The sequence below is a fragment of the Wenyingzhuangia sp. 2_MG-2023 genome, assembly GCF_030548295.1.
Taxonomy (GTDB): Bacteria; Bacteroidota; Bacteroidia; order Flavobacteriales; family Flavobacteriaceae; genus Wenyingzhuangia.
Genome location: NZ_JAUOSB010000001.1, coordinates 452,411 through 469,823, shown reverse-complemented (window position 1 = coordinate 469,823; position 17,413 = coordinate 452,411). Strand labels below are relative to the sequence as shown.

Genomic DNA, 17,413 nt, shown 5'->3' with positions numbered 1-17,413 from the left:
CGTTTAAACATAAAAAAAAACAGCTATGATTTTATAGCTGTTTTTTTTATGAAATAATATGAAGTTTTTTGTATTCTTTAGGACCAATTTTCTTGTGTTTTTTAAACTGTCTGTTAAAATAACTCAAACTATTATAGCCACATTCAAAACAAATTTGAGAAATACTCATGTCTGTTTCTATCAATAATTTTGATGCCTGTGCTATTCTAAGATTGTTCACATATTCTGTAAAAGTTTTTTGAGTTCTCTTTTTAAAATACCTACAAAAAGCGGGAGTAGACATGTGTACTTTTTCAGAAACTTTTATCAATGATATTTCGTCTTTAAAGTGCGTAAAAATATAGTTGATGACTTCTTGAAATATTTTACTGTCTTTGGCTTGATACAATTGTGAATCAAAAGAAATGGACAGCAGTCTTTGACTTTTATCTTTACTCATTTGATGTAACAAATTGTAAAATTCCATCAATTGTTCAAATCCAGTCTTTTTTAAAATAGCAAAAAAAGTATCTTGATAAGTTTTAGAAAATTGGAAGGCTACACCACTTGCAGATTTTTTTAGCAACAATCTAATAGCATCCATTTCGGGTAATTCTGTGTGAAAAAACAATTCGGGTTTGAACTGAATTACAATACTGTGAGCGGACAATCCGTTGTCTTGATAATGATCTTCGTCACACCTCCAGTAATGAGGAACACAGGTACCAATTAGAACCATATCCCCTTCTTGAAACAATTCTGCACTAGCACCTACAAATCGAGTTCCGTAACCTTTATGTACGTAGGTAAGTTCGTATTCTGTATGAAAATGCCAAGGAGAATCAAAATAAGGTTTTTCAAATTCACTTACGGTAAATGATTGATTGGCTTGTTGAGATATTTGTTGTTTTATTGCTTTCAAATCAATTTAATTCACAGGATTGTTATTAAAACCTACCACAAAGTTAATATAGTTCAAATAATAGACAATATTAGAAAAATATGCAAGGAATAATAATATCAATTTTGTGAAAAATATTTTGATGATATGATGGATAAAAGCAAACTTTCAGATCCTTTTGAAAAAGCAAGAGTAGAAAAGGGTTATGGGCATATGGACGATCAGAACGATCCAGTTACTATTTTACTACGTCACAAAGATGTTAGAAAAACAGCACACAATTGGAAAACCTTTCAGTCGGGTGGAGAAGAAGTAGGACGTATTGTAATTCCATCAGAAGTAAAAATTAGAGATACTAGACAAATTCCTTTTGAAGTAGATCCTCCTTTGCATAAAGAGTTTAGAAGCTTGCTAGATGGATGGTTTAAAAGACCAAATGAACCAGCATATCAAGAAAAACTGCACAAACAAATTTCAGCTTTGGTTGATGAAGTTCTAAATAAGGATGAGGTAGAGGTCGTAAGAGATTTTTCTTTGAAATTACAATCTAGAGCCTTGACCCTTTTGTTAAATACTCCTTTTTCAGAATCTGAAACTTGGATTTCTTGGGGAACGCATGTGTTTAGAAGTGAAGGTGAAAGTTTGGATGCTGACAAAGCAAATATTCTATACAATTACATTGATGAACGAATTATAGAAGCAGCAAAAAATCCTGGAGAAGATTTGTATTCAGTGTTGTTAGGTTCCGAGGTAAACGGAAAAAAATTAACGCATGAAGAAGTAAAAGGAATCATGATTTTAACTTTTGCAGGAGGTAGAGATACGGTTATCAATGCATTGACAAATTCCATCGCTTATTTTTCAGAACACCCTAAATCGTTACATGCAATTAAAGAAAATCCAGAAATGATCAACAATGCTGTAGAGGAGTTGATTCGTTATTTTGCTCCTTTAACACACATGGGTAGAGTAGTTACGGAAGATACACAGGTTTGTGAACATGCAATTAAAGCAGACACAAGAGTTTCTTTATGTTGGGCTTCAGCAAACAGAGATGCTGCGGTATTTGAAAATCCAAACGAAGTAGATTTTGATAGAAAAATGAATCCACATGTAAGTTTTGGTTTTGGTACACATAATTGTTTGGGGGCTACACATGCTCGTCAGATTATGAGAACACTTTTAGGAATTTTAGCAGAAAAGGTAGCCTCTATGGATATCATCAATACAGATGAAAATATAGAAGAATTGGGAGAGTTTGATAGAAAAGTAGGGTACAATGCTATCACCGTTAAGTTTAATAAATACTAAGAATACAACACAATAAAAAATAAAGATTATGGCAAAAATAACTTTTATCACTAGCGATAATGAAAAAGTAACTTTAGAAGGAGCTTCTGGAAGTGTAATGCAATTGGCAGTAAACAATGGAGTAAGTGGAATTGATGGAGATTGTGGAGGTGTGTGCTCTTGCGCTACTTGTCATGTATTTGTGGCAGAAAAAGATTTAGAAAAAGTTGGGGATGCAAGCGAGATAGAGACAGACATGTTAGAATTGGCCGATGAAGCAAATGAATTCAGTCGTTTGTGTTGTCAAATTGAAATTTCAGAAGCTATTGATGGAATAGAGTTAACTGTTGCTAAATAATTAAAACTTCATAAAAATGTCTAACACCAAAACATGTGTTGTTATTGGAGCAAGTCATGCTGGAGTAAATTTTGCTTTTGCATTGCGTAAAGAAGGTTGGCAAGGAAACATTGTTTTGTTTGATAAAGATGAAACCATTCCTTACCACAGACCTCCGTTATCCAAAAAATATTTGGAGCTAGAAGATAGCATTCAAAACAATTTGCTAAAACCTATAGAGAGCTACGAGAAAGATAATATTACGTTGTCTTTAGGAAAAGTAGTCTCTAAAATAGATAAAGAGGCTAAAACGATTGAGCTAAATGATGGAACCATTCAATCTTATGATGTGTTGGTTTTAGCTACTGGAGCAAGAGCTTTTGTGCCACCAATTCAAGGAATTCAACAAGCAAAAAACGTGTTTACTTTACGTAACGCTACGGATGTTGCAAACATCCGAAAAGCTTTTCATGCAAGTGAGCAAAAGAAAATTGTAGTTATTGGAGGAGGGTATATTGGTTTAGAAACAGCAGCATCATTAAAAAAACTGGGTGCAAATGTTACGGTTTTAGAGCGTGAAGAAAGAATATTAGCACGTGTTACGACTCCTTATTTGTCAACCTTTTTCACAAAAATACATACGGATTATGGTGTGCATATTTGTGTAAATAAAGGGGTTACAGAAATAAAAACAAACGGAAATAAAAACACGGTAATTTGTGCAGATGGTTCTTCTTATGAGGCGGATGTAATTATTATTGGAGTTGGAATTAAAGTAAATACAGAGTTGGCTTCGGAAGTAGGGATTGTTATAAATAATGGAATTGAAGTAGATCCAACAGCCAAAACATCTGAAGAGGGGGTGTATGCCATTGGTGATTGTACCTATCATTATAACAAATTGTACAATGCTTTTGTAAGATTAGAATCGGTGCAAAATGCTGTGGATCAGGCTAAAGTTGCCGCAGCCAATATTTGTGGAAAACCAACAGTTTATAATGCTTTGCCTTGGTTTTGGTCAGATCAATACGATATCAAATTACAAATTGTGGGATTGTCTCAAGGTTTTGATAATTCTGTCGTAAGGTTTGAAGATGAAAATAAATTTTCTATTTGGTATTTTAAAGGAGACAGGTTGTTGGCTGTAGATTCCATCAACAATGCAAAAAGTTATGTTTTTGGAACTAAGTACATCAAAGCAAATGCAATTTTAGATAAAGAAAAATTAGCCAATGCAGAGTCAGATTTAAAAACGATAGTTGTAAACTAAAAAAAATCAGAAAATGAGTGTTATTGAATGCAAAGCAGCCATTTCTATAGGAGATGGGAAATTTACAATAGAAAATATAAAAGTAAATCAACCTAAAGGAGACGAGGTTTTGGTTAAAATGATGGCCTCTGGCTTGTGTCATACTGACCATGATTCGTTAACCTGGGGAATGCCTATTGTTTTAGGGCATGAAGGTGCAGGTATTGTGACTGCTGTTGGTGAGGCTGTAGAAAATGTTAAAGTGGGGGATGAGGTAATTTTAAATTGGGCAACTCCTTGTTATAGCTGTTTTCAGTGTCAAGAAGGAAACCAACATATTTGTGAAAATAATTCTCCTGTAATTGCAAATCATGCTGGTAAATTGCCAGGCGGACATGTAGCAATAGAAGGAACTACTTGGAATGGAGAACCTATTGAGCGTTCTTTTAATATTGGAACGTTATCAGAATATACTCTGGTACGCTCATCAGCAGTGGTAAAAAAGCAGAGTAAAAAATTGTCTTTTGAGTCGGCCTCTATTGTTTGTTGTGGAGTAATGACGGGTTGTGGATCGGTATTTAACACGGCAAAAGTAACGTTCGGTAGTTCGGTAGTTGTTTTAGGTACAGGTGGTGTTGGATTAAATGTAATTCAGGCGGCTAGAATTTCGGGAGCTGCAAAAATTATTGCGATAGATATTAACGAAAATCGTCTAAAAATGGCTCAGGAATTTGGAGCTACAGATGTGATTTTAGCTGATAAAAAGGACAAAGGTTTGATGCAAGCAGCTGAAATAGTGAAAACGATGACAGAAGGAAGAGGAGCAGATTTTGCTTTTGAATGTACTGCCGTTCCTGCTTTGGGAGTTGCTCCTTTGGCAATGATTCGTAATGCAGGTACTGCGGTTCAAGTGAGCGGAATTGAAGAAGAAATTACCGTAGATATGCGTTTGTTTGAGTGGGATAAAAAATACATCAACCCATTGTATGGTGCAGCAAGACCAGAAATAGATTTTCCAAAATTAGAGGCTTTGTATGACAAAGGAGATTTGATGTTGGATGAAATGATTACCAATACCTATACGTTAGATAATTTAGAACAAGCTTTTGCAGATATGTTAAGTGGTAAAAATGCCAAAGGAGTGATTACTTTTAAAAACTAAATTCATGAAAAATATAGCTGTTTTAGGTTTGGTTTTTGTTTTGTTATCAAGTGTGTCTATAGCTCAAATAAAAGCTCCCAAAGGAAAATCATGGAAGTTGATGGAAAATCTTTCGGATGAATTTAAAGGAGAAAAATTAGATAAAAAGAAATGGATAGCAGATCCAGAAAAACATCCAGATTTTGGTTGGATTGGTAGACCTCCAGCATTGTTCAAAGAAAGTTCAATTGCAATAAAAAAAGGCTACATGACCATAGAGGTAGGTCAATTAGATCAAACTTTTGTAAGTCACAAATACAAAACACCTGCTACGTATAATTATTACGGGGGAATTATTCGTGCCAAAGAAGCTGTTTCGTATGGACATTATTTTGAAAGTAAATTTAAGATGAGCAAAACGGAAATGGGAGGTGGTTTTTGGTTGATGTCTAGAGGTGTTTGTGGAAAAAAACACGAAATAGATATTACAGAATCTATAGGTTCTGTATCTCCTTTGGCAGAAGAATGGGGAAAGAATTGGAATAAAATAATGCATTCTAATACCATTCATAGAAAGACTACATGTAATGAATCAACCAGAAGTCAGGGGATGAAAATTCCCGAAATAAAAAATTCAGAGAAGTTTTATACTTATGGGTGTTGGTGGAAAAGTCCCACCGAATTACTTTTTTATCTGGATGGTGAATATCAGTATACTTTAAAACCACCTGTAGATTTTGATCAACAATTATTTTTGCATTTTTCTATAGAAAGTTATGATTGGAATCCTATTCCTAAAGACGGAGGAAAGGTAGCAAGTGCAAATAAAAAAGATAGAACAGCATATATAGATTACATCCGTACGTACAAATTAGAGGATAGTAACAAATAATCATTTCAAAAAAATCAAAGTATGAAAAAATACATATCAATAATTCTTTTAATTTCTTCTTTCCAGTTAATGATGGCTCAAAGTAGAACTGTTGAGTTGTTAAAAAACTGGAAATTTACCAATTATGATTATGGTGCAGCTTTTCAAGAAAAATTTAACGATGCGGATTGGGAAAATGTAACCGTACCTCACGACTGGGCTGCTCATGGAGATTTTGATTTTGCCAACGATATACAATTAACTATGGTAATTCAGGATGGGGAATCAAAACCAAGATATCGCCACGGTAGGAGTGGTGCTTTGCCATATGTTGGGGTAGGTTGGTACAGAACCAAACACCAAGTTTCATCAGCAGATTTAAAAGAAAAAGTTCAGTTGTTATTTGATGGAGCAATGAGCAATGCCAAGGTTTACGTTAATGGACATTATGTAGGAGAAAGACCTTTTGGTTATATTTCTTTTCATTTTGATATTACTCAGTTTTTAAAGCCTGGTGATAATTCTATTGCTGTAAGATTAGAAAATTACAACTCTCAATCTCGTTGGTATCCAGGAGCTGGTTTGTACCGAAAAGTATCAGTTATTAAAACCAACAATACACATGTAAAAACGTGGGGAACTTTTGTAACCACTCCTGTAGTTAGTAAAAGAAAAGCCATTGCTAATTTAAGAGTAGAGGTGTTAGGAAATGGAACTTATACCGTTAAAAATGAAATAGTCAATACTAAAGGAAAGGTGGTTGCTGCTAAAAGTCAAGAAATCACTATCAAAAATAAAAAAACGTTAAAAGAAGAATTTAAAATTTCAAGACCAGATTTGTGGAGTCTAGAAAATCCGAATTTGTATGCTTTAAAAACAACTATTTTTAAAGGAGATTCAGAAATTGATACCTACAAAACAGTGTTCGGAATCCGTACTGTTCGTTATGAAGTAGATGGGTTTTATTTGAATGATAAAAAAATAAGATTTCAAGGAGTAAACATGCATCATGATTTAGGACCTACAGGAGCAGCGTTTCACAAAGAATTGTTTGTAAGACAAATGCTTAAAATGAAAGAAATGGGTGTAAACGCCATTCGTTTTTCTCACAACCCACCAGCACCAGAGGCTTTAGATGTGTGTGATTCTTTAGGTTTGTTAGCTATTGATGAAGCTTTTGATGAATGGCAACTTGGTAAAGTAATAAACGGATACTCTAAACATTTTGACAAGTGGGCAAAAACCGATTTGACAGATATGATTTTAAGAGATAGAAATCATCCAGGTGTGATGATGTGGAGTATTGGAAACGAAATTATGGAGCAGTACAAACACGATCCTAACCATATTACCAAGTATTTAAATGACATTGTAAAGACATTAGACACCACACGTGCTACAACAGCTGGATTCAATTCGGCAGGTAACGCGTTAAAAAGTGGAATGGCTTTAACAGTAGATGTAGCCGCGTTTAATTACAAACCTGGAATTTATGCACAAATTAGAAAGGAATATCCTAATTTAAAGTTTTTTGCTAGTGAAACAGGAGGAACGGTAAGTGTTCGTAATGCTTATAAATTTCCAGTTTTTTTTGATACACTACATAATAAAAGAGGGGCTTCTTTAAACACCAAAGTATATGCAGATGGACATCCTGGGAATTATGAAACAACTCAAGTTCCTTGGGGATATCCTCCGTTTAAGGAATTTGCATCTCAAGAAAAAAACACAACCGTTTACGGAGAGTTTGTTTGGACGGGTTATGATTATTTAGGTGAACCCTCTCCTTATCATGAAGCAAAATCTAGAAGTTCTTATTTTGCCCCCGTTGATTTTGTTGGTTTGGAAAAAGATAAATTTTATTTGTATCAAACACAATGGAGAAAAGACAAAGAAGTATTACACTTTTTTCCACATTGGACTTGGCCAGAGCTAAATGTAACCTCTTTTCCAGTAGTTTGTTACACATCTTATGATAAAGCAGAGCTGTTTGTAAATGGTAAAAGTTATGGAGTACAAACTAAAAAACCATTGGCGAAATTAAATTTTGAGAATACAGATATTGCTGTAGAAGCTTCTGGAGGTGGTAACTGGGATTTAACCAAGGCTTATGCAATTGTATGGGACAATGTAGTTTACGAACCAGGAGAAGCAAAAATAGTAGCTTATAACAAAAAAGGTAAAAAAGTAGCCGAAACGATAAGAGTTACTGCTGGTGCTCCACATCATATTACCATTCAGCCAGAAATTAAGACGATTAAAAATGGTGAGGTAGGCGTGTATGTAGTTTCTGTAGTTGATAAAGAAGGAAATTTGTGTCCTCACTTTAATGAAAATATGGACATAGAAGTAAGTGGAGCTGCTACATTTTTAGCTTCAGGAAATGGAGATCCTGTAAACATGCAAAACTTGTCAAAACCCAAACGTAAGTTTTTTAATGGTCAGGCAGTAATTTTTGTGCAATCCAATCAAAAAGGAGTAGTGACATTAAAAACAACCACAAAAAAGTTAAAAGCAATAAGTACAGCACTAGAAATACACTAAAAAAATGGATTCTAAATTTAAAACAACGGAAATATCAGATCCTAGATTCGAATCGGATAATTTAAGATTTATCACAGTAAAAACATCCAATTTAAAAGGGAGAGGAGACATTTGTTTGTTTGTGCCTAATGTAACATTGTCAAAAGATACTCCGTTGGTTGTTTTAATGCACGGAGTGTATGGAAGTGCTTGGATTTGGTCTCAAAAAGCAGGAGTTCATAGAACTGCTCAAAAAATGATAGAGGATAAGGAAATTGAACCGATGATTATTGCCATGCCCTCTGATGGTCTTTGGGGTGATGGTTCGGCTTACCTACCTCACAATAGTTTAGACTTTGAAAAATGGATTGCAGAAGACGTGATTACAGCTGTTAGAGAAAATATAGATGTAGTTACAGTCAATTCACCTGTTTTTATTTCAGGGCTTTCTATGGGAGGGTATGGAGCGTTAAGAATTGGAGCAAAATATCCAGAAACATTTAAAGGGATTTCAGGACATAGTTCTATTACAAATTTGCCACAAATGGCATTGTTTGTAGAAGAAGGTTTGGGGAATTATCAACAAGAAAATATAGAAAATGAGTCTGTGTTTAGTTTGATGGAAAAAAATCAGACTTTATTGCCTCCTGTTCGTTTTGATTGTGGTGTGGATGATCTGTTGATAGCGCACAATAGAACATTACATCAACAATTAGAGACGGCTAATATTCCACATGTTTATGAGGAATTTAGTGGTAAACATGAGTGGGTTTATTGGGAAACACACATAAAAGATACATTGCGTTTTTTTAATCAACAATTATAAAACAAAAGGGCTGGTAATATGTATTATCAGCCCTTTTTGTATTTAATAACCTATAGTAGTTCTTACTCTTTGTAAAACGTTATTGGCAACAGCACTAGCTTTTTGTGCACCAATGACTAATATTTTGTCAACTTCTTCTAAGTTTTCAATATAGTAGTTGTATTTGGCTCTTTGAGTTGCAAACTTTTCTAACAGTAATTCATAAAAAGCTTGTTTGGCATGTCCGTAACCATAGTTTCCGCCTTCGTAATTAGCTCTCATTTGGGCAATTTGTTCATCGCTAGCTAATATTTTGTACAAAGCAAATAAATTACAAGTATCTGGGTTTTTTGGATCTTCCAATGGAGTGCTATCGGTTTCAATTTTCATGACTTGCTTGCGCAATTTTTTGTCATCCTGAAAAATATCAATAATATTTCCTTGAGATTTACTCATTTTACCACCGTTGGTACCTGGAATGTATTTGGTTCCTTCTTGTATTTTAGCATCGGGCAACACAAAAGTTTCTCCCATTTGATGGTTGAATCTACTAGCAACATCACGAGTTATTTCTAAATGTTGCAATTGATCTTTTCCTACGGGAACAACTTCTGCATCGTATAATAAAATATCAGCAGCCATCAACATTGGATAGTCAAACAAACCAGCGTTTACATCGTCTAATCTATCAGCTTTGTCTTTAAAAGAATGAGCCAAGGTTAATCGCTGAAATGGAAAATAACAGTTTAAATACCAAGTAAGTTCTGTGGTTTGTGGTACATCACTTTGACGATAAAAAACAGTCTTGTTAATATCTAAACCAAAAGCCAACCAGGCAGCTGCGGTGCTATACGTATTTTGTCGTAATGTTTCTTTGTCTTTAATTTGAGTTAAAGAATGCAAATTTGCAATGAATAAAAAAGATTCATTATCTGGATTGTTTGCCATTTCTATTGCAGGTATAATTGCCCCTAATAAGTTTCCTAAATGAGGAGTTCCTGTACTTTGTACACCCGTTAAAATTCTTGCCATATCCTTTAAAAAATATTGTTTTGCACAAAAGTACACTTTCGTTAAAAAACAGACTTAAATATGGTTGATTTATTTCCGTTTCTTAAAGATTGACATTGGTTTATTTGAGGTTTTTTTGTAACTTATTGATAAATAGATGTCAAGTGGATTTCAGTGTAACATATTACGAAGCAGATGAGGAAAAATGGAATGTGTGGACACATGCGCTCGGTTTTGTTTTAAGCGTTGTGATGTTTCCATTTTTAATGTTTAAGGCAATCCATTCTCACAATACCGCAGCCATTATTAGTTATGCTATTTATGGTGTAAGTATGATTGTTTTGTATGCATCTTCTACCTTGTACCATAGTGCCATCAATCAAAAAGTGAGATATTATTTAAATATTTTAGATCATTCTGCTGTTTACGTATTGATTGCAGGTTCTTACGCACCTATTTGTTTGGTAGTTTTAGTGGGGAGAGTAGGATGGATTGTTTTTGGGATATCTTGGTTGGTGGCAGTTTTAGGAATTGTGTTTAAAGTGTATTTTATTGGTAGGTTTAAAGTAATTTCAATTCTTTCTTACTTAATAATGGGCTGGTTGATTGTTTTCTTTTTAAAACCGTTAATGCTCAATTTACCTGTTTGGGGTCAACGTTGGTTGCTTTTTGGAGGAATCTTTTATTCTGTTGGAGCATATTTTTATGCGGCAACTAAAATTAAATTCAACCATGCAATTTTTCATGTTTTTGTGTTGTTAGGTAGCCTGTGCCATTTTATTACCATTTACTACCATGTAGTCTAATCTCTACCAATTTTTGTAAGGATTTTTACTCAGTTGAGAATTGTAATATTTTACGTCTCCCGTAACTTCTACACCAAGCCATGTGGGTTTTTCAAAAGACTCATTTTCTGAATTTAATTCTATCTCAGCAACAATCAAGCCTTGATTGTCTCCATCAAAAACATCAATTTCATAAGTATGTTGGTTGCTTTTTACCAAATAACGTGTTTTTTGAATAACACCAGGTTCACAAATAGCCAATAGCTGTGTTGCTTCGGCAGGAGATATTTCTTTTTCCCATTCAAATCTGGTGGTTCCAGCATTATTGGAAACACCTTTGATGGTTAAATAACCTGTGTTGTTAGTAATTCGGATTCTAACAGCTCTATTTTTGTCAGAGTTTAAATATCCTTGCTCTATTCGATTGCTTTCAAAGCTATCGCTTATAAAATCAAGGTTTTTTACTAAAAATTTACGTTCAATTTCTTTGTAATTCATTTGTGCGAATCAATCTGAGTTTATGTTTTATGTTTTACATTTGTTACCATTCAACTTAAAGAAATGGATTTAAGCATGAGATATCTACATATTATTTTAATATTTATCAGCAGTGTTGTTTTTGCTCAAAAAGATTTTTCTAGTCAATGGCAAGATCTTTATTCTTATAACAATGTAAAAGATTTTACAATAGTAGGAAATAAATTGGTGGCAATTACAGAAAATGCCATGTTTAGAACTGACTTGGATAACAATTCTAGCCAAAAATTTTCCTCCGTAAATGGTCTCTCAGGTTCAATAACTTCTAGTGTTGGTTTTGATGGAGATTCTGGCTATACTCTTATTGGTTACGAAAGTGGAATGATAGAATTGGTTTCTCCTTCAGATGATGTTTATCCTGTTACGGGAATCAAAGACAATTTGATTTTAGTAACGAAATCAGTCAAAGGATTTTATGCTAAAGAGGGTTTGAAATTTGCTTATGGAGATTTTGGAATTGTTGAGTTGAATGTAGAAAATACAGAGTTTGGAGATTCTTACAAATTGTCTACAGATGGTTTGGCTACCTTGGTCAACGAAGTGGCGGTGTTGAATAGCGTTTTGTACGCTGCTACTGCAAAAGGGCTTTATAGTATTGATTTGAATTCTGGCTTGAGCCCTGTAAACTTTAACAATTGGACACAAATAGTTGGAGGAAGCATTGAAAACATAATTCAGTCAAATGGAAATATCTATTTCTCTATAGCAAAAAATATTTACAGTGTAGACAATCCTAACACGGCATTAAAAACTACTTCTGGAACCATTTTAGATTTGTCTGTTGATGACTTAGAAACAAGCTTAACAGTTACCATGACTACTTTGGTTGAATTGTATGATGTTAGCACATTTACATTGATGAATCAAATAAAATTGTCAGAAGCTACAAGTCATACTTTTACAACGAGCAAAGCAATTTTAAAAGACAATTCATTGTTTGTAAATACAAGTTCTTATGGGGTTTTGACAACTAGTTTGGATGATAAAACAGAATATTTAGAAATTCATCCCGATGGACCTTCCGAAAACAATGCTTTGTCTATTAGTGTATATGAAAATCAAACATGGTTGACATATGGAGGGTTTTCACCAACTTATGATAATCTAAAAACAAGTAAAGGGGTGGATTTTTTTGATGGTAATGAATGGACCTTTATTGAAAAGTTGAATGTTGGAAATTTGATAGACTATACCAAGGCAATTGTAGATCCAAAAAACACAAATAGGGTTTTGGTAGCTTCCTATGACAAAGGTGTGGTAGAGTTAGAAAATAAAATTTATAAAAAAACATGGAATCATACCAATACGGAAGGTATTATTCCCTACAATAGGGGTAGCTCTTCAGTAAATTGGCAAGCAGATTTAATTGTAGATAACAATGACTTTGTGTGGGTGGCAAATGCAAGAGGTTTGGATAATTTGCTGTTTTCTAAGTTTGAAAGTGAAGCAAATGGAGGGGAAGGAGCATGGACAACGGGCGTAACTTTTTCTAATTACACAGGTAACGGCGGAAAAAATTCTGGTATTAATAAAATGTTTGTTGATCAAAATAATGTCATTTTTGCAGGTTCGAGAGATGGTGGTGTTTTAGCGTTTAATGCCAATGATACGGAAGACGTACCAATAGGAATTATAGATGGAGGAGCTAATAGTGGAGGATTGATTTCTACCGAAGTTTTTTCGGTGGTGTCCGATAGTGGTAATAAAGTTTGGATAGGAACAAGTATTGGTTTGATGGTGTTTGATGATTATGGCAATCTGTTTAATAGCACCAAAAGAGAAGCTTCTAAATTAATTATTGAAGAAAATGGAGTAGCAAGAGAGTTTTTAGGAGATACTCCTGTGAATGATATTTTGATAGATAAAGCTGGGAACAAATGGTTTGCTACAGAAGGAGCTGGTTTGGTATATACTTCTTCGGACGGACAAACAACCTTTGATATTTTTAATACAGGAAATTCTCCATTACCATCAAATAATGTGATTGATTTGGAATTGGATGCAGATACAGGTTTTATATATATAGTAACTGATGAAGGTGTTTTGTCTTACGATAGTCAAAATGAGCCTTTTGGAACTGAAATTACAGAAGTAGTAGCCTATCCAAATCCTGCAATTCGTTCTAAAATTGGTCACGAACAAATTACCATTGTAGCAAAAAATGGAGAAGGAATTCCAGAAGGTACTAATGTGAAGATTATGGAAGTATCAGGTAAATTGGTTTACGAAACAAATGTTGGTGCAGACAATTTATCTGTAGGAGGTAAAGTGGTGTGGAACAAAAAAAACTTAAGAGGTAATTTTGTGGTTTCTGGGATCTATATTGTTTTACTTTCTAGTCCAGATGGAAATGAAAATACCACGACCAAAATAGCAATTGTTAATTAATGCAAGTAACTACCAAAGCTATTGTTATAAATTCTGTAAAGTATGGCGATCATGGATTGATTGTAAAATGCTATACGGAAGAAGAAGGAGTAAAATCGTACATATTGCGAGGTGTGTTGAAACAAAAAAAAGGAAAGATCAATAAATCTCAATTTCTTCCTTTAACCATTTTGCAAATCAACGCTTCTCATAACAATAAAGGAAGCTTGAATAGCATTTTGGAAGCCAAAGTGATTCATCTTTTTCACACATTGCACACACATTTTTTAAAACAATCTATTGTTTTTTTCTTGTCAGAATTTTTGACCTCGGTTTTAAGGGAAGAAGAAGGAGAGAATCAAGTCTTGTTTGAATTTTTAGAAAGTGCCATACTTTGGCTGGATCACCATGATCAGGTGGCAAATTTTCATTTAAAATTTTTGATAGAGCTGACAAAATGTTTGGGGTTTTATCCGGATGAAACGGGTATGGAAAAAGGCTACTTTTTTGATTTGTCTGAAGGGAAATACGTGTTAAGGCAAGGAGCAAACATTTTGCAGGGAGACAACCTAGCTTTATTTAACAAAGCATTGGGCATAAAATTTGATGTATTAGACCAGACTTTGTTTCATAAGAATCAAAGAGGTGTAGTTTTGGACCTATTGTTAAAATATTATCAGCTTCACCTTCCTTCTTTTAGAAGACCAAAATCAATAGATATACTTTCAAAAGTTTTAGAATAATGTTAAGAATGTTTCTTTTTATGTCCTTCTTTACCATCAGCTTATTTTCGCAAAAAATAAGAGTGATAGATGCGTATACCGATGAAATTATTGAAGGAGTGACCATTGAAAATAAAAAAACAGGAACTAAAAAAATTAGCAATTGCTATGGAGAGGTTACATTGTCTGTTAAGAATAACCTTGAGAAGTTACTTGTTTACCATAAAAATTACGACACACTACAAATAACAACATCAGATATTGATAAATTAGTGTTGTTAAACCCAAGATATGAAGATTTAGAAAGTGTGGTGCTTTCGGTGTCTAGAGTTGCAGAAAGAAAACAAAGAATACCAGAACAAATAGAAATTTTAACAAAGAAAAATATCGACTATCTTTCTGCTCAAACATCTGCAGATTTATTGAACAATATTCCTGGTGTTCGTGTACAAAAATCACAGTTAGGAGGAGGTTCTCCTGTTATAAGGGGAATGGAATCCAACAGGGTTTTGTTAGTAGTGGATGGTGTGAGGATGAACAATGCAATTTACAGACAAGGACATTTGCAAAACTCTATCACAGTGAGTCCTTTTGTGTTGGACAGGACAGAGGTGGTTTTTGGACCTACTTCGGTAGTTTATGGATCCGATGCTCTAGGAGGAGTAGTGCATTATTATACCAAAAAACTAAACTATAGTAAGAATTTGACTTTTAAAAATGACTTGTTTTACAGACATAGTACCGTTAACAATGAACAAAGTGCAAGCATTAGCTCATATGCTTCTCAAAAAAAATGGGCTTCTTTTACCAATGTTTCTTTTAGCAAGTTTGACGATCTTAAAATGGGAAAAAACAGAACTCATGGTTATGAGGATTGGGGGAAAGTATATCGATATTCGGAAAACACAAAAGATCGTTTTTATGAGAATAGCTCTGTAAATTCAGATCCGAATGTTCAAAAAAATACAGGATATCATCAGTTGGATATTTTACAAAAATTGATGTTTCCGCTTCATGAAAATATTGACATTATTCTAAATGGACAATACAGCACAACTAGTGATATTCCTAATTTTGGTAAATTGAATGACGAAAAAGATGGAGATTTAAAATTTTCGGAATGGCGTTACGGACCCCAAGAAAGATTTTTAGTTTCTGCACAAGCAAATTTTAAAGACTACAAGTCTATCCTTAAAAATGGTGCAATTACGCTAGCGTATCAAAATATTTCGGAGTCTAGAATAAACAGACAGTTTGGGTCTTTGGATAGAACGTCAAGGTTTGAAAACGTAGATGTGTTTTCTTTAAATAGTGATTTTTACAAATCACTAACCAAAAAAGGAGATAGAAAAATGTATTATGGTTTGGAATTGGTACATAACAAAGTAGCTTCTAAAGCAAAAGGAGAAACATTACAAATTTCTGGAAATAATATTGTTGGTGTGGGAGCAATGTACAATGCTGATACACGTTATCCTGATGGGGGAAGCACGTACAGTAGTGCTGCGGTTTATACTTCTTACAGACAAAAATTAGACAACAAGAATACACTAAATGTAGGGATTAGATTGACAAGTACGTTATTGACTGCTGAATGGGATCAGAACATTTCTGTAAAGATTCCTAACAATAAATTGTCTTTGAGTAATACGGCTCTTACAGGTTCTATAGGTTATATTTACATGCCTGTAGAAAGTGACAAGATTAGTTTTATTTTATCCAAAGGTTTCCGTTCTCCAAACGTAGATGATGTTGGTAAAATTAGATCAAAATCAGGAAATTTAACAGTTCCTAATACTCGTTTAAGACCAGAACATTTGTACAGTGCTGAGGTGGGTTACGCTAAAAAAATGCTGAGACAAAAAAATCACTTTAACATCAACGTATATTATACGTTGTTGGACGATTATATCTCTAGATTTCCATCTTCAGAATTTGGAACTACAATAACTTATGACGGAGATGTTTTTGAAAATGAAGCAATATTAGCAAATACCAATTTAGGACAAGCATATATTTACGGATCTACAATGAGTGCCTTTGTCGAGCTTTTAAAAGATTTAAAATCCAACGTTAGTCTGACCTATACCAAAGGAAAATCTTATGATTTTCACCAACCTTTGTCTTCCATTCCCCCTTTATACGGAAATGTGTCTATGGGAATTTACAAACCCAAATACAATGTAGCTTTGGAATGTAGGTTTTCTGGTAAGAAAAAGCTGAAAGAGTACAATCAGATAGAAGGAATAGACAATTTGGATGAAACTCCTAACGAAGAAGGGACTCCAACTTGGTATGTTTTCAATTTAAATTCTAACTGTTATTTATTGTCAGATTTAAGAATACAATTTCAACTTCAGAACATTTTTGATGTGTATTACAAAGAATTTGGATCCTCGTTAAGTGCTGCGGGTAGAAATGTATCTGCTTCGGTGGCATATTCTTTTTAAAAATACATTTATATGCCGTCTTTGTGTACTTTTGCAGTCATATGAAATTCACATTAGGAAAAAATCAGAAATTAAAAAGTAGAAAGGCAATTGCACAACTATTTATAGAGGGAAAGTCTGTCAAAGATTTTCCTATAAAAATGATTTATATTCCTGTAGAAGCTTCTGAAAATGCAATGACCAAAGTTGCTTTTTCTGTACCCAAAAGAAATTTTAAATTGGCGGTAGATAGAAACCGAATCAAAAGACTTTTAAGAGAAGCTTATCGTTTGCATCAACATGACTTTTTTAAGGACGATACTCAATCTTATCATATCATGTTTATTTATATGGGGAATAAGATTCCAAATTATGAGGAAGTGGAGTCTAGATTAAAAAAACTGTTCTTTAAGTTTAAATCTCTGCATACCTCTTTACCATCTTAGTTAGAATTCTTAACTTCCAT

15 protein-coding genes are annotated in these 17,413 nt (G+C 33.8%); 12 read left to right on the top strand and 3 right to left on the bottom strand.

The annotated features are described in order from the left end of the window. Positions 1-46: 46 nt before the first annotated feature. Positions 47-901, bottom strand: coding sequence for an AraC family transcriptional regulator (locus tag Q4548_RS01780; RefSeq protein WP_303450749.1), 855 nt, complete (start codon positions 899-901; stop codon positions 47-49). Positions 902-1,027: 126 nt separating this feature from the next. Here Q4548_RS01780 and Q4548_RS01775 point away from each other — a divergent pair, with 126 nt between their 5' ends. From Q4548_RS01775 to Q4548_RS01745, 7 genes are read left to right on the top strand one after another with little or no spacing between them, the layout of a single operon-like run. Next, complete coding sequence (locus tag Q4548_RS01775; protein WP_336622725.1) at positions 1,028-2,191, top strand: cytochrome P450; 1,164 nt, start codon at positions 1,028-1,030, stop codon at positions 2,189-2,191. Between the two features lie 28 nt (positions 2,192-2,219). Then, positions 2,220-2,528: a 2Fe-2S iron-sulfur cluster-binding protein gene (locus Q4548_RS01770; protein ID WP_303450746.1), complete on the top strand. Its 309-nt coding sequence runs from the start codon at positions 2,220-2,222 to the stop codon at positions 2,526-2,528. 16 nt (positions 2,529-2,544) lie between these two features. Further along, positions 2,545-3,777, top strand: coding sequence for an NAD(P)/FAD-dependent oxidoreductase (locus Q4548_RS01765; protein ID WP_303450743.1), 1,233 nt, complete (start codon positions 2,545-2,547; stop codon positions 3,775-3,777). A 13-nt stretch (positions 3,778-3,790) separates the two neighbouring features. Beyond that, on the top strand, positions 3,791-4,918 hold the full coding sequence (locus tag Q4548_RS01760) for an alcohol dehydrogenase catalytic domain-containing protein (protein WP_303450740.1): 1,128 nt from the start codon (positions 3,791-3,793) through the stop codon (positions 4,916-4,918). Between the two features lie 4 nt (positions 4,919-4,922). Continuing rightward, complete coding sequence (locus Q4548_RS01755; protein ID WP_303450738.1) at positions 4,923-5,789, top strand: glycosyl hydrolase; 867 nt, start codon at positions 4,923-4,925, stop codon at positions 5,787-5,789. Between the two features lie 21 nt (positions 5,790-5,810). Beyond that, positions 5,811-8,312, top strand: a complete 2,502-nt coding sequence (locus Q4548_RS01750; RefSeq protein ID WP_303450735.1) for a glycoside hydrolase family 2 TIM barrel-domain containing protein — start codon at positions 5,811-5,813, stop codon at positions 8,310-8,312. Between the two features lie 4 nt (positions 8,313-8,316). Next, positions 8,317-9,117 carry an alpha/beta hydrolase family protein gene (locus Q4548_RS01745; RefSeq protein ID WP_303450733.1) on the top strand — a complete coding sequence of 267 codons (801 nt, stop codon included), beginning with the start codon at positions 8,317-8,319 and terminating at the stop codon, positions 9,115-9,117. 42 nt (positions 9,118-9,159) lie between these two features. Here the strand turns inward: Q4548_RS01745 and trpS are convergent, their stop codons facing one another. Beyond that, the gene (trpS, locus tag Q4548_RS01740) at positions 9,160-10,128 is read right to left on the bottom strand and encodes a tryptophan--tRNA ligase (RefSeq protein WP_303450731.1); all 969 of its coding nucleotides are present in this window, start codon (positions 10,126-10,128) and stop codon (positions 9,160-9,162) included. 143 nt (positions 10,129-10,271) lie between these two features. On the opposite strand from trpS, the gene Q4548_RS01735 reads away from it, so the two are divergent. Beyond that, on the top strand, positions 10,272-10,913 hold the full coding sequence (locus Q4548_RS01735; RefSeq protein ID WP_303450728.1) for a hemolysin III family protein: 642 nt from the start codon (positions 10,272-10,274) through the stop codon (positions 10,911-10,913). Positions 10,914-10,916: 3 nt separating this feature from the next. Here the strand turns inward: Q4548_RS01735 and Q4548_RS01730 are convergent, their stop codons facing one another. Next, positions 10,917-11,390: a CYTH domain-containing protein gene (locus tag Q4548_RS01730; protein ID WP_303450726.1), complete on the bottom strand. Its 474-nt coding sequence runs from the start codon at positions 11,388-11,390 to the stop codon at positions 10,917-10,919. 75 nt (positions 11,391-11,465) lie between these two features. Between Q4548_RS01730 and Q4548_RS01725 the strand changes: the two genes are divergently transcribed. From Q4548_RS01725 to rnpA, 4 genes are read left to right on the top strand one after another with little or no spacing between them, the layout of a single operon-like run. Beyond that, positions 11,466-13,817: a hypothetical protein gene (locus tag Q4548_RS01725; RefSeq protein ID WP_303450723.1), complete on the top strand. Its 2,352-nt coding sequence runs from the start codon at positions 11,466-11,468 to the stop codon at positions 13,815-13,817. After that, entirely contained in the window at positions 13,817-14,539 is a 723-nt protein-coding gene (recO, locus tag Q4548_RS01720) for a DNA repair protein RecO (protein ID WP_303450720.1), read from the top strand. The genes Q4548_RS01725 and recO overlap by 1 nt, the downstream gene beginning before the upstream one ends. 20 nt (positions 14,540-14,559) lie before the next feature. Then, positions 14,560-16,968 (top strand): TonB-dependent receptor, encoded by a 2,409-nt coding sequence (locus Q4548_RS01715; RefSeq protein ID WP_303450717.1) that lies wholly within the window; start codon positions 14,560-14,562, stop codon positions 16,966-16,968. A 41-nt stretch (positions 16,969-17,009) separates the two neighbouring features. Then, the gene (gene rnpA, locus Q4548_RS01710) at positions 17,010-17,393 is read left to right on the top strand and encodes a ribonuclease P protein component (RefSeq protein WP_303450715.1); all 384 of its coding nucleotides are present in this window, start codon (positions 17,010-17,012) and stop codon (positions 17,391-17,393) included. The last annotated feature ends 20 nt before the right edge of the window (positions 17,394-17,413 follow it).